At 63.5% G+C, this 25,587-nt stretch carries 21 protein-coding genes; 3 read left to right on the top strand and 18 right to left on the bottom strand.

The window, feature by feature from the left end; translation table 11 throughout:
* Nucleotides 1–19: 19 nt before the first annotated feature.
* The 3 genes from ACWGTI_RS08875 to ACWGTI_RS08865 form a co-directional block, all read right to left on the bottom strand.
* Nucleotides 20–1,342 carry an NAD(P)H-dependent oxidoreductase gene (locus ACWGTI_RS08875; RefSeq protein WP_454586752.1) on the bottom strand — a complete coding sequence of 441 codons (1,323 nt, stop codon included), beginning with the start codon at nucleotides 1,340–1,342 and terminating at the stop codon, nucleotides 20–22.
* Nucleotides 1,343–1,674: 332 nt separating this feature from the next.
* Nucleotides 1,675–2,559, bottom strand: a complete 885-nt coding sequence (locus ACWGTI_RS08870; protein ID WP_454586751.1) for a DUF427 domain-containing protein — start codon at nucleotides 2,557–2,559, stop codon at nucleotides 1,675–1,677.
* 99 nt (nucleotides 2,560–2,658) lie between these two features.
* Nucleotides 2,659–4,314, bottom strand: a complete 1,656-nt coding sequence (locus ACWGTI_RS08865; RefSeq protein WP_454586750.1) for an ABC transporter substrate-binding protein — start codon at nucleotides 4,312–4,314, stop codon at nucleotides 2,659–2,661.
* Nucleotides 4,315–4,429: 115 nt separating this feature from the next.
* Here ACWGTI_RS08865 and ACWGTI_RS08860 point away from each other — a divergent pair, with 115 nt between their 5' ends.
* Entirely contained in the window at nucleotides 4,430–5,338 is a 909-nt protein-coding gene (locus ACWGTI_RS08860; RefSeq protein ID WP_454586749.1) for a LysR family transcriptional regulator, read from the top strand.
* Between the two features lie 26 nt (nucleotides 5,339–5,364).
* On the opposite strand, the gene ACWGTI_RS08855 is transcribed toward ACWGTI_RS08860, so the two are convergent.
* The 8 genes from ACWGTI_RS08855 to ACWGTI_RS08820 form a co-directional block, all read right to left on the bottom strand.
* Nucleotides 5,365–7,368 carry a dipeptide ABC transporter ATP-binding protein gene (locus ACWGTI_RS08855; RefSeq protein ID WP_454586748.1) on the bottom strand — a complete coding sequence of 668 codons (2,004 nt, stop codon included), beginning with the start codon at nucleotides 7,366–7,368 and terminating at the stop codon, nucleotides 5,365–5,367.
* On the bottom strand, nucleotides 7,361–8,236 hold the full coding sequence (locus ACWGTI_RS08850; RefSeq protein WP_454586747.1) for an ABC transporter permease: 876 nt from the start codon (nucleotides 8,234–8,236) through the stop codon (nucleotides 7,361–7,363). The genes ACWGTI_RS08855 and ACWGTI_RS08850 overlap by 8 nt, the downstream gene beginning before the upstream one ends.
* Nucleotides 8,233–9,186: an ABC transporter permease gene (locus ACWGTI_RS08845; RefSeq protein ID WP_454586913.1), complete on the bottom strand. Its 954-nt coding sequence runs from the start codon at nucleotides 9,184–9,186 to the stop codon at nucleotides 8,233–8,235. Before ACWGTI_RS08845 ends, ACWGTI_RS08850 begins: the two co-directional genes overlap by 4 nt.
* A gap of 69 nt (nucleotides 9,187–9,255) precedes the next feature.
* Complete coding sequence (locus ACWGTI_RS08840) at nucleotides 9,256–10,920, bottom strand: ABC transporter substrate-binding protein (protein WP_454586746.1); 1,665 nt, start codon at nucleotides 10,918–10,920, stop codon at nucleotides 9,256–9,258.
* Nucleotides 10,921–11,232: 312 nt separating this feature from the next.
* Complete coding sequence (locus ACWGTI_RS08835; protein WP_454586745.1) at nucleotides 11,233–12,417, bottom strand: mandelate racemase/muconate lactonizing enzyme family protein; 1,185 nt, start codon at nucleotides 12,415–12,417, stop codon at nucleotides 11,233–11,235.
* Nucleotides 12,414–13,523: a mandelate racemase/muconate lactonizing enzyme family protein gene (locus ACWGTI_RS08830; RefSeq protein ID WP_454586744.1), complete on the bottom strand. Its 1,110-nt coding sequence runs from the start codon at nucleotides 13,521–13,523 to the stop codon at nucleotides 12,414–12,416. Before ACWGTI_RS08830 ends, ACWGTI_RS08835 begins: the two co-directional genes overlap by 4 nt.
* 34 nt (nucleotides 13,524–13,557) lie before the next feature.
* On the bottom strand, nucleotides 13,558–14,250 hold the full coding sequence (locus ACWGTI_RS08825) for a GntR family transcriptional regulator (RefSeq protein WP_454586743.1): 693 nt from the start codon (nucleotides 14,248–14,250) through the stop codon (nucleotides 13,558–13,560).
* 106 nt (nucleotides 14,251–14,356) lie between these two features.
* Nucleotides 14,357–15,145: a HalD/BesD family halogenase gene (locus tag ACWGTI_RS08820; RefSeq protein ID WP_454586742.1), complete on the bottom strand. Its 789-nt coding sequence runs from the start codon at nucleotides 15,143–15,145 to the stop codon at nucleotides 14,357–14,359.
* A 100-nt stretch (nucleotides 15,146–15,245) separates the two neighbouring features.
* On the opposite strand from ACWGTI_RS08820, the gene ACWGTI_RS08815 reads away from it, so the two are divergent.
* On the top strand, nucleotides 15,246–16,139 hold the full coding sequence (locus ACWGTI_RS08815) for a LysR substrate-binding domain-containing protein (protein WP_454586741.1): 894 nt from the start codon (nucleotides 15,246–15,248) through the stop codon (nucleotides 16,137–16,139).
* Between the two features lie 37 nt (nucleotides 16,140–16,176).
* Here ACWGTI_RS08815 and ACWGTI_RS08810 read toward each other — a convergent pair whose 3' ends face one another.
* The 4 genes from ACWGTI_RS08810 to ACWGTI_RS08795 all read right to left on the bottom strand — a co-directional run bounded on the left by ACWGTI_RS08810 (nucleotide 16,177) and on the right by ACWGTI_RS08795 (nucleotide 21,350).
* Complete coding sequence (locus tag ACWGTI_RS08810; protein WP_454586740.1) at nucleotides 16,177–16,545, bottom strand: hypothetical protein; 369 nt, start codon at nucleotides 16,543–16,545, stop codon at nucleotides 16,177–16,179.
* Nucleotides 16,546–16,726: 181 nt separating this feature from the next.
* A complete protein-coding gene (locus tag ACWGTI_RS08805) occupies nucleotides 16,727–17,881 on the bottom strand; it encodes an efflux RND transporter periplasmic adaptor subunit (protein ID WP_454586739.1) in 1,155 nt (384 codons plus the stop codon).
* A gap of 14 nt (nucleotides 17,882–17,895) precedes the next feature.
* On the bottom strand, nucleotides 17,896–21,105 hold the full coding sequence (locus tag ACWGTI_RS08800; protein WP_454586738.1) for an efflux RND transporter permease subunit: 3,210 nt from the start codon (nucleotides 21,103–21,105) through the stop codon (nucleotides 17,896–17,898).
* Nucleotides 21,090–21,350, bottom strand: coding sequence for a hypothetical protein (locus tag ACWGTI_RS08795; RefSeq protein WP_454586737.1), 261 nt, complete (start codon nucleotides 21,348–21,350; stop codon nucleotides 21,090–21,092). Before ACWGTI_RS08795 ends, ACWGTI_RS08800 begins: the two co-directional genes overlap by 16 nt.
* A 242-nt stretch (nucleotides 21,351–21,592) precedes the next feature.
* Between ACWGTI_RS08795 and ACWGTI_RS08790 the strand changes: the two genes are divergently transcribed.
* Complete coding sequence (locus ACWGTI_RS08790) at nucleotides 21,593–22,174, top strand: TetR/AcrR family transcriptional regulator (RefSeq protein ID WP_454586736.1); 582 nt, start codon at nucleotides 21,593–21,595, stop codon at nucleotides 22,172–22,174.
* Nucleotides 22,175–22,534: 360 nt separating this feature from the next.
* Here ACWGTI_RS08790 and ACWGTI_RS08785 read toward each other — a convergent pair whose 3' ends face one another.
* From ACWGTI_RS08785 to ACWGTI_RS08775, 3 genes are all read right to left on the bottom strand, one after another.
* Complete coding sequence (locus tag ACWGTI_RS08785) at nucleotides 22,535–23,557, bottom strand: LacI family DNA-binding transcriptional regulator (RefSeq protein WP_454586735.1); 1,023 nt, start codon at nucleotides 23,555–23,557, stop codon at nucleotides 22,535–22,537.
* 137 nt (nucleotides 23,558–23,694) lie between these two features.
* Nucleotides 23,695–24,489: an ATP-binding cassette domain-containing protein gene (locus ACWGTI_RS08780; protein ID WP_112565680.1), complete on the bottom strand. Its 795-nt coding sequence runs from the start codon at nucleotides 24,487–24,489 to the stop codon at nucleotides 23,695–23,697.
* A 5-nt stretch (nucleotides 24,490–24,494) separates the two neighbouring features.
* Entirely contained in the window at nucleotides 24,495–25,481 is a 987-nt protein-coding gene (locus ACWGTI_RS08775; RefSeq protein WP_454586734.1) for an ABC transporter permease, read from the bottom strand.
* Nucleotides 25,482–25,587: the final 106 nt, after the last annotated feature.

Here is a 25,587-nt window from a genome sequence, read left to right as displayed (position 1 = left end):
CAGAGGAGATCCCGAAGGTTCAGGCGGCGTTGGTCACGAACCGTCCGTCCGACTGGTCGAGACGGCGGCGGATCTGCGTTATCACCATCGAATCGTCGGGTACACAATTTTCATAGGTGAGGAAGTCGCCGGTCTTCACCGGCTTGACCACCTTGGCCCGTTCGGCAAGCCCCAGCGGCAGCGCACCCTTGGCGCGCGCGTCCTCCCAGGTCATGGCGAAACCGCGATAGTCGGTCTCGCCGATCATGCCGAGCGATTGCCCGGCGCCGAGATCGCTCTTGGCCACCGCCACCGCCTCGGCCACCGGATGGTCGAGCGGCTCCATGTCGGCGCGCTTGTAGACAACGGCGCGCGCCGCCGACAGCGGCACTTCCAGGCTGGTCAGGTGGTAAGGCCGGAAGATCGTGAAATAGGGTCCCTTGCCGACCTTGAGGTCGATCATGCGCTCCATCACGCGCGGATGCCTGGTCTCGATGACGCAGAACACGCCGGGCGCCACGCCCTTGCCGATGGAATAGTCGACCACGCCCTTGCGGTGCAGCACGCCGCCATCCTCGCGTGGGCAAAGTACGCTGGCCAGTTCCTCCAGCGTCGCGGTCGGGCCATGCATGCCCGGCACGTCGGGAACCAGCCCGGTGGCATTGGCGATCGCCACCATCTCGATCGCGGTCTTGGAGCCGTCGACGAACTCGACCAGCATGCGCGCATTCATGTTGCGCTCGGCCGCCTCCTTGGCGTAGTCGGCCGGCATGGCGTCGAACTTCAGAGGGTTGTTCTTGCCCTTGCCGGCGGCGATGATGTTGAAGCCGAGGCTGCGGGCGAAGCCGATGATCTCAAGCGTGCATGCAGGCTCGTCGCCGGCGGCACCCGTGTAGACGACGCCGGCCTTGCGGGCTTCCTCCTTCAGGAAACGCCCGATGGTGATGTCGGCCTCGACATTGAGCATGACGATGTGCTTGCCGTTCTTCATCACTTCAAGCGCAAACAGCGTGCCGATGTTGGGATTGCCGGTGGCGTCGATGATGACGTCGATACGGCCGGCCGCGGCCAGCGCGTGCAGATCCTCGGTGACAGCGATCTTGCCGGCCTCGATGGCGCGGTCGATGGCCGAGGCATTCGCCGCCTGGACGATGTCGGAGCGGTCATGGCCGGCCAGCAGTGCGGCATCGATCGCCGCTTGTGGCCGTACCTCTGAAATGGCACCGATCCGCATGCCCGGCATCAACGCGACCTGGACGACGATGTCGGTGCCCATCTGCCCGGCGCCGGCCAGGCCGATGGTGATAGGCCCCTGGGCTTCAGCGCGCTGCAGAAGTTCCGCTGCAAATTGCGGATGGGCCATATCGCTTCCTCCAGTCGTGACGCACTGCTGCGTCAAACCATCATTTTGAACATTCCTATTTCCATTTGAAAAATATTTCAACCGGGAAAAGAGGGCTGGCAGGAGAACCGTTTGAAAGTTGGCGGGACAGCGCCCCCTCTGTCCTGCCGGACATCTCCCGCAAGGGGGGAGATCGGCAGCACCGGCGCTCCGCTCGCTCCTGCAATGTCAAAAAAACGAAAGTCGACGCGACGGCTAATCTAGCCCCTTGCGGGGGGAGATGTCCGGCAGGACAGAGGGGGTGTGAAGGATCGCGACGAGGACGCCTTTGCGCTCTCGCGTCCGTTGCCGCCTCAGAAATACCCGCTGGAAGCCGCCGTGGCTTCCTTCGAAATCTCCACCCCGTCGACCAAAATCTTGTCGACCAGCTCGTGGTGGAAGCACACCAGGCCCTTGATGCGCTCGGCCTCGTGCACCGGTTCGGGATAGTACCAGACCAGGTTTTCGTGCCGCTTGGTGGCGGTCGTCACGTGATAGTAGTTGGAGATGCCCTTGTAGGGGCAGCGCGAGATGTAGCGGCTGGGCGCGAACATATCGAGCCTGGTGTCGGCGATCGGCAGATAGTGGCGTACCGGATGGCCGGTCTCGAACAGGAACACGCCGCGGCGTGAATCAGCCACCTGCTCGCCGTCGAGGATAACCTGCACCCGCCGCGACGAGGGCAGGCAGTCGACCCGGCGGAACGGATCGCGGGCGTGGACGAAGATCTCTTCGTCCTCCTCGAACCAGTGGCCCATCTTGCTCCACACGAACGACATGTAGCCTGCAATCGGCGGGCAGCCCTTGGCCGGATCGAGATAGCGCCAGGCTCCATCCTCGACCAGGGTGATGCCGGTGTTGAGCGAGTAGAAGGTGGCGGTACCCTTGTATGGGTCCTCCGTCGTCGTCTTCGAGGGCAGCAGGAACTCCTCGCGCACATCCTCGATCGGAAAATAATAGACCGGGAGATGATCGCTCTCGTAGAACACCAGCGCCCTGGTGGTGTCGGCGACGGTCATCGAACCGACTTGCACCCGCAGCCGTTTCAGCGTCGGCATGGTGAAGGCGACATAGCCTGGCTCGGACTCGTACTGGACGATCTGGTCGAGTACCGGAAAATGCGGTCCGCGACCGCGCAAATGAGGCTTGCGAATGGTAGTCTCCCGTTTCTTGTCTTTCGTGGCCTGACGTTGGCGCATGGCCTGCACCTAGGAATGGATCGGGGTCTGACCGGACCGAAGGTCTCGCGGCAAAAGACGTTTCCGCCTTTTGCCGGCGCAGCCTTCGGCCCGGATTCTCTACCCCAGGGATACGCGATCGAGCAGCAGGCCGGCGGCAATCGGCGGCAGGCCGCTGACATTCTTGCGCACCGGCACCAGAAGGTCAGGGAAATAGCTGAAGATGACCGGCGTCTCGTCGAGCAGCAGCTTCTGGATGTCGGACGCCGCACTGCGCTGCGCGCCGATGTCGAGCGCCTTCAGGTAGGAGGTGACCATGCCGTCATAGGCCGGGTTCTTGAAATGTGCCGCATTCCACGGCCCGTCGCTGACCAGCGGGCTCTTCAAGAAGACATTCGGCACGCTGCGATGCGCGTAGTCGGTGATGCCGAGCGGACTGTCCAGCCAGTCCGACTGGCCGAACACCGCCTTGCCGTAATATTTGTCCTGGTCCTCGATGTTGAGCGCGATGCGCGCGCCGATCTCCTTTGCAAAATTCTGGAACAGTTGCGCATAGCCGGGAATGTCGGAATAGCGCAGCGTCGTCAGCGTGATGTCGAAGCCGCCGCCGAGCCCCGCAGCTTCCGTCAACTGCTTGGCCTTGGCGATGTCCTGCGCACGCTGCGGGATCGACTTGTCGGTGGCCGGGAAGGCCGGCGCGAACGGGCTGTCGTTGCCGGTCGCCGCCATGCCGCGGCACAGCCCGTCGACCAGCTTGGCGCGGTCGATGCAGAGCGCCAGCGCCTGGCGCACGCGCTTGTCGGTGAACGGCGCCATATCGCAGCGCATATGCAGCTGGCGATGCGCGGTGGAGGCAACGCGCAGAACCGTGATATCGGGGCTGTTCACCACCACCTGGCTGACATCGAGCGGGACGGCGTCGAGCAGGTCGACTTCGCCGGCCTGCAGCGCCAGGATGCGCGGCTGCACGTCGCCATAGAATTTGAATTCGAGCCGGTCGGGCAGCGCCTTCTCGCCCCAATAATCAGGATTGCGCACTAAGGTAGCGCCGACCTTCGGCGTGTAGCTCTCCAGCCGGAACGGGCCGGTGCCTTCGAAGGTCTTTTCGTAGTCGCCCTTGTAGCTCGCCGGCAGGATGACGGCGTTGTAATTGTCGATCGACACCGAATATGGAAAGCTGCCGTTGGGCGCATCGAGATGGAAAGCGACGGTGTGGTCGTCGACCTTCAGCGTGCCGCCCTTCGACAGCAAGCCCTTGAACACCGACAGCGCGTTGGACGCGCCGGCCGGATCGGCCAACCGGTCGAAAGTGGCAACGACGTCGTCGGCTTTGAACTCCTCGCCATTGTGGAATTTCACGCCCTTGCGCAGCTTGAAGGTCCACACGCTGCCGTCTTCGTTCGGCGACCAGCTTTCCGCCAGCACCGGCTTCAGCGTCAGGTCCGGCTGGATGACACAGAGAAATTCGGCGGTCTGGAACACCAGCTGGTAGCTGCCGCTGTCATAGTAGGTGACGGGATCGATAGCACCGCCCGGCGTAGCAATACCGGCGCGCACCGTGCCGCCGGGCTTGCCCTCGGCGCGGGCCGGCTGTGTGCCGTAGCCGGCCGCCGCAACGATGCCGCCGAGGAATGGCAGCGACAGGCCGAGCAAACTACCGTGCCTGAGGAAATCGCGCCGGCCGATGCGGCCGGCCAGCAACTCGTCGACAGCGGAATTTTCGATGGCGCTTAAATGCTTGCGGGCTGTATCGTTGGTGCGGAAAAGCCTGGGCATGGCGGACTTCCCTAGGGTTTGTGGGGGCTTTGCCAAATAGGTCACTGTTGACCTCGGCCGGAAAGCGATATTTTTTGATGGGGGCCATCGAAACTTTCGATGGCGGAGCCAAATCATGGACACCGAAAATCTGCGCAGTTTTCTCGAGGTTGCCACCCATGGCAGCTTCACCGTCGCCGCCAGCCGGCTGAACCTCGCCCAGTCCACCGTCAGCGCGCGGATCAGGGGTCTGGAGGAGCAGCTGGGGCGCCGCCTTTTCGTGCGCGACCGCGATGGCGTCACGTTGACACCGGCCGGCCGCCAGTTCCTGCCGCACGCCTCCACCATCACCCGCACCTGGGAGCAGTCGCGGCAGGACATCGCCGTTCCCGATGGCTATGAGACGCTGCTGCGGCTCACTGCTCCCGCCTATCTGTGGGACCGCATTACCTCGTCCTGGATCGCCTGGATGCGCGAAAGGCGGCCAAATGTGGCGCTGAGGCTGGAAGGCTCATTCCCCGACCAGACGATCGACCAGTTGGCCGAAGGGCTGCTCGACATCTGCATCCTTTATCTGCCCAGGCCGCATCCCGGCGTCGTCTATGAAACGCTTGCGGTCGACCAGGTGGTTCTTGTCCAGCATGCCGCGCAGACCAGGCCCTGGACCGAGAATTACATCTTCATGGACTGGGGGCTGGAATACCGTATCGAGCACGACCGCGCCTTTGCCGGCATGGTCAAGCCGGCCATCTCGGCAGGACTGGTCTTCATCGGGCTGCAGCATGTCTTGTCGCAGCAGGCGGCGGCCTATCTGCCGCTCAGCGCCGTCAGCGGTCATATCGAGCGCGGCGAGATGCGGCGCATCGAGGACGCGCCGGTTTTCCAGCGGCCGATCTATCTCGCCTATCCCGCCAACCCGCTTTCGTCGGACACCCTCAACGTCGCGCTCGATGGATTGCGCGCGCTGGCCAATGACTGGACGCCGGGCGAGGGCTTTGCCGAAGGTGATCGCGTCTTCAGCATGGCGGAGGGTTATCGGGGTTAACCAGCCCTCAGGCTGGCACTGGCTGCTTAGCTAGGCGCCTGCAGCCTTGCCAGCTCCGCATAGGGAATATGGCAGCGGATCGAATGGCCGGGCTGGGCTTCGCTGAGCGGCGGCTCCCGTTCCTCGCAGATCGCGCCGATCTTGCGCGGGCAGCGCGTGTGGAAGACGCAGCCCGTCGGCGGGTTGGTGGCGCTCGGGATTTCGCCATCGAGGCGGATGCGCGACGTCTCCGCCTGGTCGAGCTTGGGCACCGCCGACAGCAGCGCTTCCGTATAGGGGTGGTGCGGCCCGGCAAAGACATTCTCGGACGGCCCCAGTTCCATGATGCGGCCGAGATAGAGCACGGCGATCTTGTCGGAGAGGTAACGCACCACGCCAAGGTCGTGCGAGATGAAGATGTAGCTGACATCTTCCTTCGACTGCAGGTCGGCAAGGAGATTGAGGATCGCCGCCTGCACCGAGACGTCGAGGGCCGAGGTCGGCTCGTCACAGACGACGATGCGAGGCTCGCCGGCAAAGGCGCGCGCAATGGCGACGCGCTGCTTCAGCCCGCCCGACAGCTGGCGCGGCTTGACGGCCAGATGCCGGTCGGTCAGCCGCACCGAGCGCACAAGCTCTTCAAGCCTGGCCTGCAGTGCAGCACCCTTCAGGCCGGCCAGCCGCTTCAACGCCCGGCTGATCAGGTGGCGGATCGAATGCGAGCGGTTGAGGGCGGAATCCGGATTCTGGAAGACGATCTGCATCGCCTTGATCTGGTCGTCACTGCGGCTGCCGAGGCTGGGCGCCAGCCGCTTGCCTTCGAGTTCGATCATGCCGCCTTCATCAGGGGGCACGAGGCCGAGCAGCAGCCGCGCGAAGGTGGTCTTGCCGCTGCCGGATTCGCCGACAAGGCCGAGCGTCTCGCCGGGCCGCAGGCTGACCGAGACATCCTTCACCGCCCGCAGCGCATGGCCATGGCTGGCATAGGTTTTGTTCAGTCCGTCGACGCGCAGAACAGCCGGAGCCTCCTTGCGGGCAGGGGCCGTGACATCGCTCGGCGTCGCGCGGGGCAGCGCCTGCGCCTGTTCGTGATAGTGGCATCGCGACAGTCTTCCACCGAGATCGTAGAGCGGCGGCAATTCGGTGCGGCAGCGGTCGGTGGCGAGCGCGCAGCGATCGGCGAAGGCGCAGCCCTTGATGGTGGCGCCGATGCCGGGCAGGAAGCCCGGTATGGTGTCGAGCCGGCCATGGTCCTTGCGCTGGCCGCCGCGCGGCAAGCAGCGCAGCAAGGCCACGGTGTAGGGATGGCGCGGATCGCTGAACACGCTCTCCGTCGGCCCTTCCTCGACCAGCATGCCGGCATAGAGCACGCCGACCCGGTCGCACATGTTGGAAACGACGGCGAGGTTGTGGCTGATGAACAGGATCGAGGCCGACAGTTCTTGCCTGAGCTGTGCGATCAGGTCGAGCACCTCGGCTTCCACCGTGGCGTCGAGGCCGGTCGTCGGCTCGTCGAGGATCAGCATCGTCGGATCGTTGGCCAGCGCCATGGCAATCGCCACGCGCTGCTGCATGCCGCCCGAAAGCTGGTGCGGATAGCGCTGCATGACGCTCTTCGGATCGGAAATGCGCACCCGGTTCAGCATGGCGATGGCGCGGTCTTCCGCCGCCTGTCCGGTGACGCCGCCAAGCTCGAAAATCTCGGTCAGCTGGCGGCCGATGCGCAGCGACGGGTTCAGCGCCTTGCCCGGGTCCTGATAGACCATCGACACGCTGTCGGCGCGGGCGCGCCTGAGCGCCTCAGCATCGAGCTTCATCACATCCTGGCCGTCGAGCGAAATCGCGCCGCCAGTGATGGAGCCGTTGCGCGGGAGATAGCGCACGACGGTGAGCGCCACCGTGGATTTGCCGCAGCCGGATTCGCCGACCAGCCCGTAGGCCTCGCCCTGTTTGATGTTGAGGCTGAGATTGCGCAGCACCGCCCGGTTGCGGCCGTTGACGCGGTAGGCGACGGAGAGGTCGTGGAGTTCCAGAGCGTTGGTCTCAGTCATTGAGCGCCCCCTGGACACCGTCGGCCGCAAGGTTGACGCCGATCACCAGCGAGGCGATGGCCAGCGCATCGAACAGCACCGTCCACCAGAAGCCGCCGCCGATCATGCCGTAATTCGAGGAGATCGACAGACCCCAGTCGGGCGAGGGCGGCTGGATGCCGAAGCCCATGAAGGAGAGCGTGGCGACGGCAAAGATCGCATAGCCGAGCCGCACGGTGGTCTCGACCAGGATCGGCGGAATGACGTTGGGCAGGATCTCGACGAACATCGTATGGAATGCGCTCTCATGCCTGAGCTGCGCTGCGGCCACATAGTCGAGCTCACGTTCGGCAAGCACGGCCGAGCGCACGGTCCGCGCAATGATCGGCGCGAAGCTCAGGCCGATGACGACGATCACCGTTGCCTTGGAGGTGCCGAGCGCGACGATTGCCAACAGTGCGACGATGACCACGGGAATAGCCATGAAGGCTTCGAGGATACGGCTGACGATGTCGTCGACAATACCCCGGAAATAGCCGGTGAAGAGGCCGAGCGCGGTGCCGGCCACGGTCGCCAGCAGCGTCGCCAGCGGCGCAACCGTCAGGATATCGCGCGAGCCGACGATGACACGCGAGAAGACGTCGCGGCCTATCTGGTCGGTGCCGAACCAGTGCTCGCCCGAAGGCGGCGCCAGCGCGTTGATGATGTCGTCGGCAAGCGGGTCATAGGGCGCGAAGTGCTCGCCGAACAAGGCGCAGGCGACCCAGAACAGCACGATGCCGAGGCCGACGAGGAAAGTCGGCGACCGCAACAGCGAGAAGAACACTTCGGCCCATGGGCCGCGCGGGGCGGCAGTGTCGGTCGACGGGAGGGTTTCGGTCGTACTCATTGGTCTGTCCCCAGCCGTATTCGCGGATTGAGCACGGAATAGAGAAAGTCGGCAGCAAGGGTAGCCACCGCATAGACGATGCCGATGGTCAGGATGCCGGCTTCGAGGATCGGGAAATCCTTGCCGCGCGCGGCGGTGAAGATCAGCGAGCCGATGCCCTGGTAGCGGAACAGCGTCTCGATGACGACGAGGCCGCCGATGAGATAGCCGGTCTGGGTCGCGATGACGGTGATGGTCGGCAGCAGCGCGTTGCGCAGAACATGCCGCCAGATCACCGTTCGCCACGGCAGGCCCTTGAGCACCGCCGTGCGCGTATAGTCGGAATCGAGTGCCTCGATCATGCCGGAGCGCGCCATGCGGGCGATGTAGCCGAACAGCACCAGAAACAGCGGCAGCGACGGCAGGATCAAATAGTAGAGCTGGGTAAAGAAGCCGGCGCCCTTCGGCCATGCCGCCGAGATCGGCAGCCAGCGGAGCCACACACCGAAGATCAGGATCAGGATGATGCCGGTGACGAACTCCGGCAGCACCGTCACCGAAAGGCCGCCGAGGCTGATGATGCGGTCGAGCGGCCGGTTGAGGTTGAGCGCGGCAATCACGCCGCCGAGGATCCCGATCGGCACCACCAGGACGAACGCGACCGCGGCGAGCTTCATCGAATTGACGAGCGCATCCAGCACGAACGGCGCCACCGGTGAACGGAAGATGTAGGACGTGCCCATGTCGCCCTGGATGAAATTCCAGATCCAGCTGGCATACTGGGTGAGCAGCGGGCGGTCGACGCCGAGCGTGTGGTTGAGCGCATCGACGGCGCGCTGGTCGGCGAACGGCCCCAGTATGGCGCGCCCGACATTGCCGGGCAGCACTTGGCCGCCCAGAAACACCATGATCGAGAGCAGGAACAGCGTGACGAGCGACAGCGACACACGCCGGAGGAGGAAGGCTAGGATGGCTGAGACTCCTTGGCTAGCCAGCTCCCATGCGGGAGCTGGCCGTTAGAGGATAGGCTTTCCCTTCCCTTAGGCCTTCGATGCCTTGTCGAGGAACAGCTGCGACATCGCCGTCGGCTGTACGCCGGTCACGCCTTTCGCCGTCGCCGTCAGATAGTCGTAGAAATAACCGAAGATGACGGGCGTTTCCTCGAGCAGCAGTTTCTGGATCTTGCCGGCGTCAGCCTTCTGCGCCTCAAGGTCGAGGGCGGCGATGTAGCTGGTCGCCAGCGCGTCATAGTCCTTGTTCTTGAAGTGCGCAGCGTTCCAGGTGCCTTCGCTCTTCAGCGGTGCCGCCAGATACACATTCGGCACGCCGCGGTGGCCGTAATCGGTGATGCCCATCGCCGAATCCAGCCAGTTCGATTTGCCGAACACGGCATCGCCATAATAGGCGCCCTGGTCGAGAATGTTGAGCTCGAGCTCGATGCCGATCTCCTTGACCCAGTTCTGGACGAGCTGGGCGTATTCCGGGATCTCCAGATAGCGCTCGGTGGTGAGCGTCATCTTGAAGCCCTGGCCGACGCCCGCGGCTTCCATCAGCTGCTTGGCCTGGGCGATGTCCTGCTTGCGCTGCGGCACGCTGGTGTCGGTCGAGGGGTAGACGGCGGCGAACGGGCTGTCATTGCCCAGTGCGGAGCGTCCCTTCATCAGGCCGGCGGCGAGCTTCTCGCGGTCGAGGCAGAGCGCGATGGCGCGGCGCACGCGGGCGTCCTTCGTCGGGCCCTCATCGCAGTGCATATGCAGCTGCTGATGCGCCGACGACTTCAGGCTGATGATGTCGACGTTCGGATCGTTGAGCAGCGCCACACCTGACAGCACCGGCATCTGGTTGATGATGTCGACCTGGCCGCCTTGCAGCGCCAGGATCATCGGCTGCATGTCGGCAAAGAAGGTGAACTCGGTGCGCTCCGGCAGCGCCTTCGGCCCCCAATAATTTTCGTTGCGGACGAAGGAAGCGCCGACCTTCGGTGTGTATTTTTCGATCTTGAACGGGCCGGTGCCGTCAAAACTCTTTTCGTAGTCGCCCTTGTAGGTCGCCGGCACGATAACGGCGTTGTAATTGTCCGACGACAGCATGTAGGGGAAGTTGCCGTTCGGCGCGTCGAGATGGAATTCGACGGTGTAGTCGTCGACCTTCTTCGAGGCGCCCTTCTTCAGGATACCATTGAACACCGACAGCGCGTTGGAGGAATTCGCCGGATCGGCAAGGCGGTCGATGCTGGCCACCACGTCCTCGGCCTTCATCTCGCCGCCCGAGTGGAATTTCACGCCCTTGCGCAGCGTGAACGTCCACACCGTGCCGTCGGCGTTCGGCTTCCAGCTTTCGGCCAGCGCCGGCTGCAGCACCAGGTCGGGGCCGTCGACGCAGAGGAATTCGGCCACTTGCTGCATCACCAGCAGGCCGCCGGCGTCGGCAATGGTCACCGGATCGATCGCCGCGGCCGGCACGCTGCTGGCGACCCGGATGGTGGCCCCGGGCGCGCCTTGAGCGCGGGCAAGCGAGGGCATGCCACTGAGCCCGGCTGCCGTGGTGATGCCGCCGAGCAGCGGCAGCGACAGGCCGAGCAGGCTGCCGTGGCGGATGAACTCGCGGCGGCTGACGCGGCCATCAACCAGCCCGTCGATCAGGTGGTTTTCGAGCGGCGTGCGCTGGCGCCGGATGAGGTCGAGAAGGCGGTAATTCTTGATCATGGGTTCTACCCTTTCCCCTGTGTTTTTGTAGTTGGTTGGTGTGTTTGTGGCTGACGAAATTCCGTGGAGTTTCTCCTTGTCCGGGCGTCAACAATGTCTCTCGGCCGGGACTGTAGCATGCGATTTTCCGCGCTCCATCCGGTCCATTATGAGGACGGGCCGGACTTTGCGAGGCATCTGCTTTTTACCCGTCCGTCCCGCGCGCTTGTGATCGTTGCCACGAGCCCCAGGCTTCTGTTGTTGTATCCGTCTCTTGTCGGCTTGTGTGATCACTCCTCGTTGTTTTGACGCAAATTCCGAACCGAAACCCGCTCAGCTCAGCGGCAGCCGGCGATAGGTGCCGGGCTTTTCCGGATCGTGGTATTTGTTGCATGGCCCGTTCTCGACGAAGTCGCGATGGCAGGCGGCGAGCCTGTCCTGCGACAGCGTCACGCCGAGGCCGTGGCCTTCCGGCACGGCCACGACGTTATTCCGGGGCGAAAACGGCCCTTGCTCGATGATGTCCATCGGCTGCATGCGAAACAGCGACTGGTTGGGCTCGCGGATCCAGCCGAGCGCCGCGCACAGATGCAGGTAGACTGCGCTGCCGACGCCGGTGTCGCCGCTGTAGCACCAGTAGTCGATGCCGGCGTGCTCGCAGGCGCCGACGAAGCGCTGCATGCGGCCGATGCCGCCATGCGCGGTCGGGTTGCCGACGAAGGCGTCCGGCACCTTCAGCTCCATGGCGCGGGCAATGTCGATATTGTGGGTCGAGAACGGGATGGAGGTGTGACGGCGCAGCTCGCGCATCTCTTCGATGCTCGCCACCGGGTCTTCCCAGTTGCGCACGCCAAGCTCTTCCAGCGGCCGTACTAGCTGGCGCGCCGTGGCCAGCGAATAGGCCTGGTTGGAATCGATGCGGATCATCACGTCGTCGCCGAGCTTCTTGCGGATTAGCTCGACCATCTTCAGCGAGAGTTTCGGATCATGCGTCGAGAACTTGCCTTCGAAGAAGGTGGTGCCGAAGCGCTCGTTGAGTTCGACGCAATAGTCGGCGACTTCTTCGGGCGTCTTCTCACCCTTCACTTCTGCACCATCGCCACGCAGCGAAAAATAGTCGGTGAAGGGAATGTCCTTGCGCACAGCGCCGCCGAGCAATTGGTAGAGCGGCTGCTTCCACGCCTTGCCGCGCAGGTCCCACAGCGCCACCTCGATGGCGCCGAAGGCCATGATGCGGGTGCGGTCGTTGACCGACTGAACGCCGCTCCAGAAGGGCAGGCAGACCTCCTCGGCGCTGGCAATGTCGAAGGCGTCGCGGCCGACAAGTCGTGGCGCCAGCACATCGTTGATGATCGCTGCGGCGCCTGGCGTCGGCGCTTCGCCGATGCCGACCAGCCCGTCCTCGGTCTCAACCTCGACGATGGTCGGCGAGAACCCGTCGAGTTCGCCGAACACCCAGACGTAGGGCGCTTCCAGACGATAGTTGATCGGCGTTGCCTTGATGCGCTTGATCTTCATCTTGAGCCGATCTCGAAGAAGGGGTCGCCGAGCAGGCTCGGGTCGACATCGATGCCGAGGCCGGGCCCGTCGGGAATGCCCATATGGCTGCCGGTGACCGGCGGAGCGTTTCTGGCTGTGCGCACCGTGACCCATTCATGGAAGGCGATGGCATGCAGCCGGCGCTCAGCCGGCGTCGACAGCGACAGATGCGCCATCGCCGCCGTGTCGATCTCGGCGCCGCCGGTGTCCTCGACGGTGATCATGAAGCCGAGGTCGACGGCGACGTCGCGGATCTGCCTTGTCCTGGTCACGCCGCCCAGCCGCGAGATTTTCAGCGTTAGCCCGTCGGCCGCGCCCAGGCGATGAATCTCCAGCATCGCCTCCAGCGAAATGACGCTCTCGTCCAGCACCATCGGCTTGTCCAGCATGCGGCGCACCGCCATGTTCTCTTCGATCGATGTGCAGGGCTGCTCGAACGTGTAGTCGATGCCGCGCGTGGCGTCGGCAAACTGCCGCGCCTGATAGGATGTCCAGCCGGCATTGGCGTCGCAGAAAATGACGGTGCCTTTCGGCACCGCGGCTGCGACCGTGCCGACGCGTTCGATGTCATCATGCACATTGCCGCCGACCTTGACCTGCACACGGCGGCAGCCCTCCGCGATGATCCTTTTGGCTAGCGCCGCCATCTGGTCGAGCGTGCCATGGGTGACGACGCGGTAGGTCTCGGCCATATCGCTTTCGCGGCCGCCAAGCATGGTCACCAGCGGCACGTCGGCGGCGCGCGCGGCCAGGTCCCAGCAGGCCATGTCGAGCGCCGACTTGATGTAAGGGTGGCCCTTGAACACCGTATCCATCAGCCGGCCGATGCCGGCCAGCCCACGCGGATCCTGGCCGATCAGATGCGGCGCGATCTCCGGAACGCCCGCGCGCGTACCCGTTGGAAACGCGGCCGAATAAAAATTGCCGAGCGGCGCCATCTCGCCCCAGCCGGTCACACCGCTGTCGGAGGTGATGGCGACGATCACCGCGTCGAAACAGTCGGCAACCCGCCCCTTGGACATGCGGTATGGCCCGTCCACGAAGGGCTGCACGACATGATAGGCCTTGATGGTTTTGATCTGCACTTTGTCTGTCCGTTGTCTTTTGCTGGTAAGGGGGTCAGGCGCCCTTCGATCCGCGCTTTTCGAGGCCGCGCGCATAGGCAAGCAGTTCCTCGAAATCGAGGTCGATATGTTCGCGCGCATGGCGCTGGGCGGCGCGCATGTCGGCGCCCTTCAGCAGCCGCACATAGGTCTCGTGGACATCTTCGGCGGGCACTGCTTCCTTGCGCGCCTGCTGGTGCAGGGCGAAATACATTTGCAGCCGGCTAGTCAGCCGCTGCCATGTCTCCAGAAGCACCGAATTGTCGGCCCATTCATAAATCAGCCCGTGCAGTTGCAGCGCGGTCTCGATCTGGCGCGTGGTGTCGCGCGCGCGCGTCGCCTGCTTCACCGCTTCGTGGCGGCGGTCGAGCTCGTCGAAGAAGCGCTGGTCGCGCAGCTTCCAGGTGCGCTCGATGGCGAACTCGTCGAGCACCTTGTTCAGCGAGTAGGCGTCGTCAATGTCCTTGGCAGTGACGTCGATGACGAACGTGCCGGCATAGGGGATGCTGGTGAGGATGCCTTCCTGCACCAGCTCGCGCATCGCCTCGCGCAAGGGCGCGCGGCTGACCCGCATCTGCTCGGCGATCCTGAGTTCGTTGAGTTTCTGGCCGGGTTCGAGTTGGCCGGTCAGGATCGCTCGCCTGAGCAGCGCGACGATCTCGGCGCGGCGTGTCGTATCCGCGATCGGACTGAAATCCAGCTTGGCCATGTCGCCACTCCAGTGAAAGCCGGGAATAAGACAAGCAGATTGTCGACAATCCTACAAGAGGCAGTTGCGGGAATTTTGGAAGCCGGATGTGTGCTGGCCTCCCGGCTCAGGCCGCCCGGCCGTAGAAGCCGACCCGCTCTTCGGGGCTGAACATTACGCCTGGTTTCTCATAGTAGGAAAACACCGCGATCATCCGCTCGCGCTCGCCCTGCACTGTGGTGACGCGATGCGCGGTGTTCTTGCCGCGAAAGACATTCAGCGTACCTGGCTTCAGGCGCAGGATCTTCGCCTCGGGATCGCGTCCTTCGAGCAGCTTTGCAACGCCATCGTAGTTGGGGTTGTCGTCCGACCGCAGATCGGTGCGGTATTCAAAATCGCCACCCCGTTCCGGCGCCTGCAGCAACAGCGTGGTGGTGAATTCCGAACGGTCGAAATGCCAGTTCAGCGCTTCGCCGGCGCGATAGGCCATGACATTGGTGCGCGCCAGCGGATCCTGCATGACGTGCAGCCGGCTCTTGCCCATCGCCGCCGCCAGGAAACGCAGCAGCGGCTCGTATTCATAGATGGCAAGCACCGTGCTGCCGGGGATCTGGTCGGCGCAGACGGTGTGGCTGATGGTCTCGACCTTGCGCAGGGCAGGGTGATCCGGAGCGAGTTCGGGAAGGTCCGGCTTGAAATAGATGTTGTGCATGCGCTTGTGCACGTGCGAGCGCGCCGCCATCACCGGCTGGATTTGCTGAACCGCCTTCTCGGCCACGCCGGGCCGCAAGAACCCTTCGAGGTTGAACATGCCGTCGGCCTCCAGCGCGGCGACGGAACTGTCCACCAGGCGCTGCCATCCAGGGCTGCCTTCGCGGTCGAGCGGGTAGCGGTCGAGATCGAGAATGTCTTTCATCGTCAAATGCTCCGGTTTCGAAGCCAGAAGACGACAAAGAAATCTTTCTCTCAACGCGGAAAATTATTAGGATTGCACAAGAAAAAATTGAGGAAGCGGTATGGAAAAGCTCCCGCCTTTGAACGCCGTGCGGGCCTTCGAGGTCGCCGCGCGCGCCGGCTCCTTCACGCTCGCCGCCACTGAACTCGGCGTCTCGTCCGCCGCCGTCAGCCAGCAGATACGCAATCTTGAAAGCTGGTTCGGCAAGCAGCTTTTCGTGCGCAACGGCAACCGCATCACGCTCACCGATGCCGGCCATGCCATCTACCCGCAGACGGCGAAGGCATTGGGCGACATAGCGGCGGTCGGCCGGCGCATGCTGGAAGGTGGTGTGCGGCCCCGTCTCGTCGTCAGCGTACCGTTCTCGCTGGCCGAATTGTGGCTGGCACCCCGGCTGGCGGAACTGCTCAACGGCTTCCCGCAAATGGCCATCGACATCCGCGTCGAGGACGATCCGGTCGATGTCGTGCGCCAGAACATCGACCTGCGCATCTCCTATGGCGACTATCACTATCCGGCGCTGCGGATGGTGCGTTTGGTACATGACGAGGTGCTGCCGGTCGCGTCGCCCGATTTCCTCAAGCGCCACGGCGACGTCCTGGCGGATATGCATGAGAGCCAGTTCATCCACACCAACTGGGGTCCCAACTACGCCTCGCATCCAAGCTGGGCGGACTGGTTCGCTGCCGTCGGCGGCAACCGCGCGCCCGACCCCTCGCATGGCCGCCGTGTCGGCCTGTCCAGCCTGGCGATATCGTCGGCGAGGCTGGGGCTGGGGGTCGCGCTTGGCCAGAAGACGATGGCGAGCGCCGATCTGAAAGCCGGCCGCCTGATCGCGCTCTCACAGGTCTCCGTGCGGCTCGGTCAGCCCTATTGCGCCTTCATGCTGCCGGCGAAGGCAGAACGCGCCGATATCGCCGGATTACTCGCGCTGCTTGGCAAAACACCACCGTGACGTCCGCCTTTGCCGGGGCGTTTCAATCGGCAACCGCCTAGTCGTCAGGCTGCGTTGCCACTTTCTCGACCGCCTCTGGGCTGACATGCATGAAAGTCAGCTCGAACGGAGAAGGCAGGGCCTCGGCCGATTCTTCGCCTCTTTCGATTGCATCTTTGACAGCCCCGGCATGCATCCCCTCGATCATGGCAGCCAGTCCGTCGCCAGACCTCAAAGCCGGGCTTGAATAATTGTCATTCTCATCAAATTCAGAAAAAGCGCTTCGCACATGTACCTCAAAACACTCTTGAGGTGGTGCCTCGCTTATCCTTGACAACTCATCGGCCAGTTTCCGCAAGGCGTCGCGTGTCATATAGACCGTCAGGCCAGTGCAATCGATGTACAAAGCCGTCGTGCTTGCTGCCATGGGCCTTCTTTCGTCGGTGTGCCGATAGGAGGATGCTCTTCGACGATACTATCGCTATGAACGCCGCGTCAGCCAGAGGGCATTGTTGCCAAGCTCGATATTGCGACAGGTGCAGCTTAGCAAAACGACGCCCTCGGCGTGGGCGCCGAGGGCGTCACAGAACCGGGGCCGATGGGGGTTATCAGCTGGCCGGTTTTTCCTGGGGCAAGGGCGAGATCGGCATTCCTGGTCCGATCTTCTGCAGATTGCCCGTTATCACCTGGTCGCCTTCGGCAACGCCGCTGAGGACGGCTACGAGGTCGCCACTGGTCGCGCCAAGCGACACGATCCGCTGGTCGACCGTGTTGCCCTTGCCGACGACATAGACATATTTGCCGAGCTGGCTCGAACCCAGCGCCACCTGCGGCACCATCAGCGCGTCGGGCAGCTGCTTGATATGCAGCCGAACGCGCACATACTGGCCCGGCAGCAGCGAGAATTTCGCATTGCCGATGGTGGCGCGCGCCGTGATCGTGCCGGTCGAGTGGTCGACCGTGTTGTCGATGAAGGTGAGTTCGCCCTTCTGGCTGGCTTCGGTCTGGCCAGGCAGCAGCACCTCGACCTCGATCGGGCCGGCCGCGCGGGCCTGCTCGATCTCGGCCAGATCGGTCTCGCTCGGATTGAAGGTGACGTAGATCGGGTCGAGCTGCACCAGCGTGTTCAGCACCGTGCCGGCGACGCTGACCAGCGTGCCGACCGAAGCCTGGTTGCGTCCGACGCGGCCGGCGAACGGGGCGTGGATTTCGGCATAGCTCAAATTGAGCTCGGCCGTCCGCACCGCGGCCTGGTTGACGGCAAGCGAGGCCTCGGCCTGGCGCAAGGTGCTGGTGCGCTGGTCGAACCCATCCTTGGCGAGGTAGCCGCTCTTGGCGAGCTCGGAGCCGCGGCCGAGATTGGAACGTGCATAGTCGAGCGTCGCCTGGTCGCGCTGGACCTCGGCCTTGGCCTGGTCGAGCGCCGCCCGGAAGTCGTCAGGCGAGATCTTGTAGAGCAGGTCGCCTTTGCGCACGTCCGCGCCGTCCTCAGCCGTCTGTTCCTCGAGATAACCGGGCACGCGGGCCTGCAAGGTGACGCTGCGGATCGGCTCGATGCGGGCGGCGTAGTCGAGATAGATCGGGATCGTCTTCTTGACCACGCTTGCCACCGGCACCGGCATCACGAATGCCTCTGGCGCCGGCGTCGCTGCCGCCGTTCCGGCATTGAGGCTGAGATTGGCCATGTCGAGGAGATGAACGCTTGCCACCGAGATCGCCCCCAGGGCGACGGCCGTTCCCAAAGCAATTTTCCATTTACGCATTTTTGTCTCCAATTCTATTCGGCTGCTTCGGCCAGTCGCACGGGCGCTGGTTCGGCAGTCGGTTCATTATTGTCCTGGTCACCATGGTCCTGGTCCTGTGCGGCAGGTTCGCTGCGCTCGCGGCGTTCGCGCAGCTGTTCGATCACCGCGTAGAAGACCGGCACGAACACCAGCGACAGGATTGTGGCTGCGACCATGCCGCCGAAGACGGTGGTGCCGATCGACTGCCGGCTTGCAGCACCCGCACCTGTCGCAAACATCAGCGGCAGCACGCCGAGGATGAAGGCGAAGGCCGTCATCAGGATCGGCCGCAGCCGAAGCCGCGCGGCTTCCATCGCGGCGTCGACAATGCTCAAGCCTTCCTCGCGCCGTCGCCTTGCGAACTCGACGATCAGGATCGCGTTCTTGGCCGCCAGACCAATCAACATGACGAAGCCGATCTGCGAGTAGACGTCGATCTGCATGCCACGCAGGAACAGGGCTGCGAAGGCGCCGAACAGGGCCAGTGGCACCGCCAGCAGCACCATGAACGGCATCGCCCAGCTTTCATACTGCATCGCCAGGATCAGGAAGACGAAGACGATGGCAAGGCCGAAGACGACCGACGCGATCGATCCTGCCTTGAGCTCCTGGAAGGTGATGCCGGTCCATTCGAAACCGAAATCCCTGGGCAGAGCGGTGGCAGCGGCCCGTTCCATCGCGGCCACTGCCTGGCCTGACGAGAAGCCGGGGGCAGCGCCGCCATTGATCGTGGCCGAGGCGTTGTTGTTGTAGTGCGGCACGGTTTCCGGGCCGACAAACGGCACCAGCTTGCCCAGCGTCGAGAGCGGCACCATGCCCCCGGACGCATTGCGCACATAGAGCCGCGAAATATCGGCCGCACCCGCGCGTGCATCCTTGTCGGCCTGGATGGTCACCCGGAAGGTGCGGCCGAACAGGTTGAAATCGTTGACGTAGAGCGAGCCGAGATAGATTTGCAGCGTGTTGAAGACATCGGGCAGGTTGAGGCCGAGCAGTTTGGCCTTGCTGCGGTCGAGGTCGTAGTTGAACTGCGGCGTCGAGGTCGAGAAGGGCGAGAACAACTGCTGCGGATTGATTTCCGGCTGCTTGCGCGCCTCGGCGATGACGGCCTGCGTCGCATCGTTGAGGGCTTGGCTGCCGCGCCCGGTAAGATCCTCGACGACGAATTCGAAGCCGCCCGTGGTGCCGATACCCGGGATCGAAGGCGGATCGAAGGACAGCGCGAATGCTTCGGGAATCTGCATCAGCTTGCCGCGCACGTCGGCGACGAGCTTCGATGCGCTCTGGTCGGGGCCGCGCTCTTCCCAGGGCTTCAGGATGGCGAACTCGACGGCCGAGTTCGACTGCGCCGCACTGGTCAGGAAGTTCAGACCGCTGATCGAGCCGACAATGTCGACGCCGGGCGTCGCCTGCAATATGTCGCGCGCCTTCTGCGCCACCGCGTCGGTGCGTTCCAGCGACGCGCCGTCAGGCAGCTGGATGACAACGAAGAAGTAGCCCTGGTCTTCCACTGGAAGGAAGGTCGACGGCAGCTTCTGCCAGACGAAGTAGGTGGCGACCAGTCCGGCGGCGAACAGGCCGAGCATGATCCAGCGCAGCCGGATGAGGATGCGCACACCGTGGGCATAGGCATGTGACAGCTTGTCGAAGCCCGTGTTGAACCAGCGGAACGGCGCGAACTGCGTCTCGCCGCGATGGCGCAGGAAGGCGGCGCTCAGCGCCGGGCTGAGCGTCAGCGAGTTGAAGGCCGAGATGCCGACCGAGATCGCCACCGTCAGCGCGAACTGGTTGTAGAGCTTGCCGGAGACGCCGGGAATAAAGGCGACCGGCACGAAGACGGCCATCAGCACCGCGGTGGTGGCGATGATTGGTCCGGTGACCTCGGCCATGGCGGCCTTGGTCGCCGCCAGCGGTTTCAGCCCGGCCTCCAATTGTCGTTCGACATTTTCCACCACCACGATGGCGTCGTCGACGACGAGGCCGATGGCCAGCACCATGCCGAGCAGAGAGAGCATGTTGAGCGAGAAGCCAAGCATCTCCATGACGACCATCGTCGCCACCAGCGACACCGGAATGGCGATGGTAGGGATGATCGTCGTGCGCCAGCTTTGCAGGAAGATGAACACCACGGCCACGACCAGCAACAGCGCTTCGCCGAGCGTGATCAGAACGTCATGCATCGAGGCCGAAACGAAGCGCGTCGTGTCGTAGTGCATGGCATAGGAAACGCCCTTGGGGAAACGGGCCGACAACTCCTGCATCTTGTCCTTGACGCGCTGCTGCAGATCGAGCGCGTTGGAGCCGGGCATCTGGTAGACGGCGAGCACCACGGTCGGGTCCTTCCCGAAGAAGGCCGACGATGAATATTGCAGCGCTCCGAGTTCGATGCGGGCGACGTCGCGCAGCCGCACCAGCGAACCGGTGTCCGTATTGGCGCGCACGACGATGTCGCCGAATTCCTTCGGGTCGCTCAGGCGGCCGACGGCGTTGACCTGCATTTCGAAGGCGGTCCCGGCGGGCGCCGGCGACTGACCGATCTTGCCGGCCGCCACCTGGACGTTCTGTTCCGAGATGGCGTTCTGGACGTCGACAGCGGTGATGCCGAGATTGGCGAGCTTGTCCGGGTCGAGCCAGACGCGCATCGAATAGCGCCGCTCGCCGAAGATCTGCACGTCGCCGACGCCTTGCAGCCGCTTCAACGGATCGACGATCTGCAGATAGGCAAGGTTCGACAGCGCCACCGGGTCAACCGAATTGTCCGGCGAGGTCAGGTTGACGATGAGAACGAAGTTCGGGTTCTGCTTCTTGATCGTCACGCCGCCCTGGTTGACGATTGCCGGCAGCGACGAGGCGGCCTGCGAGACGCGGTTCTGCACGTCGACCGCAGCGGTGCTCAGGGGATAACCGACATCGAAAGTGATGGTGATGGTCGAGGAGCCGTCATTGGAGCTCGACGACGACATGTAGGTCATGCCTTCGACGCCGTTGATCTGCTGCTCCAGCGGCGTCGTCACCGTATCGGCGACCACTTGCGCACTGGCGCCCGGATAATGCGCGCTGACCACAACCTGCGGCGGCGTGATGTCGGGAAACTGCGAGACCGGCAAAAGGAAATAACAAATCGTCCCGGCGAGCACCATGATGATGGCGATCGCCGAGGCGAAGATCGGGCGATGGATGAAAAAGTTTACCACGACACGCATGCCTCTTTAAACGAATGGGCCTCTTGAAAAGAATGGGCGGACCGAGCCAGCCGCCGGCTGCGCACTGAGCCCGGGTCCTGCAAAAAGTACGAAGAGGGCGCCGGGCCGCTGAGGCCTTGCTCATCGGCTACCGTCCTCAGCATCGCTTCGAAGGCGCGCGGGTTGACGCGGTCCGCCTTCATCACCAGCCGGATCATCGGATCCCGGATGGCTTCATCGATGGTCAAATCCTTGCGCTGCGACATTGGAGCGTCTCCATTCCAGCGATTCGCATCGAATGATCGCGAACCGTTTTCATCACTTCACCGGCCGGAGCCGCATGATTTTCAGTTTTTCACCCATCCTGGTCTGGCAGGACCAGTTCACGGCCTTGTTATTGACGGAAGCCGACATAGGTGTTACCAGTAAGTAACATCTGGATAGTTACAGACCGGTAACACCCTAGTCAAGAGGTGAACCGAATTTTTAGGGAGACAAGGAGACTGCGATGGCAGACGGCACTACGGATCGTGTGCGCCCTCGGGATCGAATCCTGGAAACGGCGCAGGACATGTTTCACAAGCATGGCATCAAGGGCGTCGGCGTCGACGCCATCACGGAAGCCGCCGGCACCAACAAGATGACGCTCTACCGTCATTTCGAGTCCAAGGACGAATTGATCGTCCAGTGCCTGCGCGCCTCGGCCGCCAAGGGCGCGGCGATTTGGGACGAGTTCGAGGCTGAGCATCCCGGCGACAAGCTGGCGCAACTGCATGCCTGGGTTCACAAGGTCGCCGGCATGCTTACCGCTGACAGCCGCGGCTGCGACATGGCCAACGCCGCCGTTGAACTGACTGAGCTGGACCATCCGGCGAGAAGTGTGATCAAGGAACTCAAGGGCGCCCAGCGCGATCGTCTCGTTGCGCTGTGCCGCGATGCCGGCATCGGTCAGGCCGAGCTTCTCGCCGATACGTTGTCGCTGCTGTTCGAAGGCGCGCGCGTCAGCGTGCAGGCGATGGGCGCCGAAGGCCCCAGCGCGCAGTTCGTGCGTATGGCGGAAAGCCTGATCAGCTCTTTCCGGGCGCACTGACGGCCAGAATTTTCGGGCGCTGCTCCCATATGCGCAGCAGCGATCCGCATCGCCGCTGGCCATCCGGGTGAGCAGCCCGGCCGTTTGTCGAGACCTTGCTCGGCGGCTTCAAATTCATTTGGGAAAGAAAAAGCCCGCTGCCGGGAGGAGGTGGCAGCGGGCTTGATTTCGAATACGGCGCGGGAGGAGGTGCACCGCACTCAACGCCGGCATCGCATCTGGGAGGAGTAGATGGCCGACCACCAATACGTACGAGTTGCTTAATGATTCGGCAACTATAAAAGATGCATAGCTGCTGTGCAGATTTGCGGCAGCTACCCCGACTTGTCGGACAAATAGACAAGCCGCCACGGCGCAAATTCACTGCACCGGCACATTTTCCTTGAAGATCAGCCGCGGCTCGATGAACTTCTTCGTCAGATAGGGCGCGGAAGACGCGATCGAGCCGAGCAGGCGGATTACCGATTGCTCGGCAATCAGCCGCGCATTCTGGTCGATGACGACATCGGCGAGGTCGTCGACGAGATAGCCGCGCGTTTCCTTCGTCAGGTCGTGACAGATGAACACCGGCTTCTTCTTTGGCCTGACTTCAAGCAGGGCGCGGGCCACACCTGAGCGTCCAGCGCCGACGCAGTAGATGCCGAGCAGGTCCGGCTCGTTGTGCAGCGCCTGGATCGTCGCCGCATAGCTGCCCTCCGGCTCATCATTGATCTCGACGGCGCTGGTGACGGTCAGGTTGGGAAACTCCTCTGCCAGCACCGAACGGAAGCCCATTTCGCGTTCCTCGTGCCCGCGATAGGAGCGTGATCCGACAACCATCGCCAGATGACCCTGGCGGCCGCTGAGGAAGCGCCCCATCAACAGCGCCGCCGTGCGCCCGGCGACGCGGTTGTCGATGCCGACATAGGCCGAACGTGGCGCTGCCGGAACGTCGGAGACCAGCGTGACGAGCCGGATGCCGGCCTCGACCACATCGCGCAATATGTTGCGCGTTCGCGGATGGTCGACGGCGATGACGCCGACGCCGTTCGCCTTCAGCGAGATATTTTCGATCGCCGCCTGGAGCGCGTTGGGCGAGATGCCGGCAAGGTTATGGATGCGGCAGGAGGCGACCAGCGGCAGCCGCGCCGCATAGTCCTCGATGTGGCCGGCAAGGTCGATCATGAAGCCGTTGGCGCCGAGCGGCAGGAAGAATTCCAGATGCGCCGGCCGCGACGGCAGCGTCACCTGGTCGACCACGGGCAGATAGCCGAGCTGCTTGGCCGCCTCCATCACCCGCTGCCGGTTGGCCGCACTTGCGCCGGCGCGGTTGTTCAGCACCCGGTCGACGGTCGCAGTCGACAGGCCGCAACTCCTGGCTATGTCCGAAACGGTGGCTTTCATGGTCACAGTCATAGAGCATGATCCCGAAAAGTGGGAACCGGTTTTGTCGGACAAACGGGAACCGTTTTGTCCGAAAGATCATGCTCCACAACGAGTTAGAGCGGATGCGTTTCCGTGCCAGACGGCGCGAAGACGGTTCAGCCGTGCGATGGCTTGCCTTCAACGATGGCGTCGCGGATTTCCTTGTCCGACATGCCGGTGATGATGCGCTCCACCTCGGCGACCGTGGTCTTCTTCGGGTCGATGTCGTCGGCCACCACCTTGCCCCGGCGCATGACGACGATGCGGTCGACCACCTGGAAGACGTGGTGGATGTTGTGCGCGATGAAGATGCAGGAATGCCCGGAATCGCGCGCGTTGCGCACGAAGCTCAGCACGCCTTGCGTCTCGGCGACGCCGAGATTGTTGGTCGGCTCGTCGAGTATGATCAGGTCGCTGTCGAAATGCATGGCGCGGGCGATGGCGACCGCCTGCCGCTCGCCGCCCGACAGCGAGCCGATCGGCGTCGTCGGCGGGATGTTCTTGGAGATGCCGACCTGCTTCAGCAGATCGCGGGCGACCACATTCATCGCCTCCTGATCCATGCGGTTCAAGAAGCGCGGTGGCTTGATGGGCTCGCGGCCGAGGAACAGATTGCGCGCGATCGACAGCTGCGTCACCAGCGCCGAGTCCTGGTAGATGGTCTCGATGCCCTGCGCGATGGCGTCGCTGGTCGAGCGCAGATTGACCTTCTTGCCGCGAATGAAGATGTCGCCGCTGGTCAGTGGCACCGCGCCCGACAGCACCTTGATCAGTGTGGATTTGCCGGCGCCATTGTCGCCGAGCAGGCCGACAATCTCCCTTTCGTTGACATGGAAATTGGCGTCCTCGAGCGCTTGCACGCGCCCGTAGGACTTCTTGATATTGGTCATACGGATGAGCGGTTCAGCCATGGTTCTCAAGTCCCTGCCTGATGCCGGCGTTCGAGCCATGAATGGAGCGCCATCATGCCGAGAATGATGGCGCCGATGAAGATGTTATAGGCGAGACCGGGCACGCCGATCAGCACGATGCCGTTGCGCATGACGCGCAGGATCAGGATGCCGAGCACTGTGCCGATGATGGTGCCGCGGCCGCCGGTCAGCGCGGTGCCGCCGATCACCACCATGGCGATGACTTCGAGTTCGTAGCCGGTGCCGCTGTTGGGGTTGGCGGCTGAGGTGCGCAGCGAGGAGATGACGCCGGCGAGCGAAGCCATCAGCGACGACAGGATGAACAGGCCGATCTTGACGCCGTTGACGTTGACGCCGCGCGCGCGAGCGGCGTTCGGGTTGCCACCTGCCGCCTGGATCCAGTTGCCTGTGCGGCTTTGCGTCAGCACGTAGCCGAGGATCGCTGCCGCCGCGATGAACCAGAACAGCGACATGTAGATGCGGAACGGTCCGATGAAGAAATCGCCGACCAGCGCTTCGGCAAGCCAGCTGCCTTCCGCGCTCCAGGTGCGTTGCGGAAAGCCGTCGGTGACGAACAAAGCCGTGCCACGCACCACCAGCAGCATCCCGAGCGTCACCAGGAAGGACGGGATCTTGAGCTGCGTGACGAACCAGCCATTGACCAGGCCGATGAGAGCGGCGACCAGCAGCGCGGCGAGGAAGCCGACTTCCAGCGAGGTCAGGCCGCTGTTGAACAGCGTCCACATTAGCACCGGCGAAAAGCCGAACAGCGAGCCGACCGAAAGGTCGAATTCGCCAGATGTCATCAACAGCGTCATGGCCAGCGCGATCAGCCCGAGCTCGACGGTGAAGGCCAGCGTGTTGGAGATGTTCTGCGGCGACAGGAAATCGTGGTTGATGCTCCAGAACACTGCGATTTCGACGATGAGCAGCACGAACGGCCCGAATTCCGGCCTCGCGATCAGGCGTTGGATGAGCGAACGGTTTTCCACTGATAACCCACGACAGGAAGGGAAGGGCTGAGACCCTGCGCATTGGCTGCGAAGGCTCGGCGGAACGGCAGGATAGTCGCGACCGCCGATGCGGCCGCGACTGTTT

The organism is Mesorhizobium sp. ArgA1 (assembly GCF_053714375.1).
This window is presented reverse-complemented; position numbering and strand designations above follow the sequence as displayed.

Bases quoted from the DNA above. Each gene is read 5' to 3' on its own strand.
- ACWGTI_RS08805 (WP_454586739.1), bottom strand. From the start codon at position 17,881: ATGCGTAAATGGAAAATTGCTTTGGGAACGGCCGTCGCCCTGGGGGCG.
- ACWGTI_RS08840 (WP_454586746.1), bottom strand. From the start codon at position 10,920: ATGATCAAGAATTACCGCCTTCTCGACCTCATCCGGCGCCAGCGCACG.
- ACWGTI_RS08785 (WP_454586735.1), bottom strand. From the start codon at position 23,557: ATGAAAGCCACCGTTTCGGACATAGCCAGGAGTTGCGGCCTGTCGACT.
- ACWGTI_RS08875 (WP_454586752.1), bottom strand. From the start codon at position 1,342: ATGGCCCATCCGCAATTTGCAGCGGAACTTCTGCAGCGCGCTGAAGCC.
- ACWGTI_RS08835 (WP_454586745.1), bottom strand. From the start codon at position 12,417: ATGAAGATCAAGCGCATCAAGGCAACGCCGATCAACTATCGTCTGGAA.
- ACWGTI_RS08810 (WP_454586740.1), bottom strand. From the start codon at position 16,545: ATGGCAGCAAGCACGACGGCTTTGTACATCGATTGCACTGGCCTGACG.
- ACWGTI_RS08850 (WP_454586747.1), bottom strand. From the start codon at position 8,236: ATGAGTACGACCGAAACCCTCCCGTCGACCGACACTGCCGCCCCGCGC.
- ACWGTI_RS08790 (WP_454586736.1), top strand. From the start codon at position 21,593: ATGGCAGACGGCACTACGGATCGTGTGCGCCCTCGGGATCGAATCCTG.
- ACWGTI_RS08860 (WP_454586749.1), top strand. From the start codon at position 4,430: ATGGACACCGAAAATCTGCGCAGTTTTCTCGAGGTTGCCACCCATGGC.
- ACWGTI_RS08780 (WP_112565680.1), bottom strand. From the start codon at position 24,489: ATGGCTGAACCGCTCATCCGTATGACCAATATCAAGAAGTCCTACGGG.
- ACWGTI_RS08815 (WP_454586741.1), top strand. From the start codon at position 15,246: ATGGAAAAGCTCCCGCCTTTGAACGCCGTGCGGGCCTTCGAGGTCGCC.
- ACWGTI_RS08825 (WP_454586743.1), bottom strand. From the start codon at position 14,250: ATGGCCAAGCTGGATTTCAGTCCGATCGCGGATACGACACGCCGCGCC.
- ACWGTI_RS08855 (WP_454586748.1), bottom strand. From the start codon at position 7,368: ATGACTGAGACCAACGCTCTGGAACTCCACGACCTCTCCGTCGCCTAC.
- ACWGTI_RS08795 (WP_454586737.1), bottom strand. From the start codon at position 21,350: ATGTCGCAGCGCAAGGATTTGACCATCGATGAAGCCATCCGGGATCCG.
- ACWGTI_RS08820 (WP_454586742.1), bottom strand. From the start codon at position 15,145: ATGAAAGACATTCTCGATCTCGACCGCTACCCGCTCGACCGCGAAGGC.
- ACWGTI_RS08865 (WP_454586750.1), bottom strand. From the start codon at position 4,314: ATGCCCAGGCTTTTCCGCACCAACGATACAGCCCGCAAGCATTTAAGC.
- ACWGTI_RS08870 (WP_454586751.1), bottom strand. From the start codon at position 2,559: ATGCGCCAACGTCAGGCCACGAAAGACAAGAAACGGGAGACTACCATT.
- ACWGTI_RS08800 (WP_454586738.1), bottom strand. From the start codon at position 21,105: ATGCGTGTCGTGGTAAACTTTTTCATCCATCGCCCGATCTTCGCCTCG.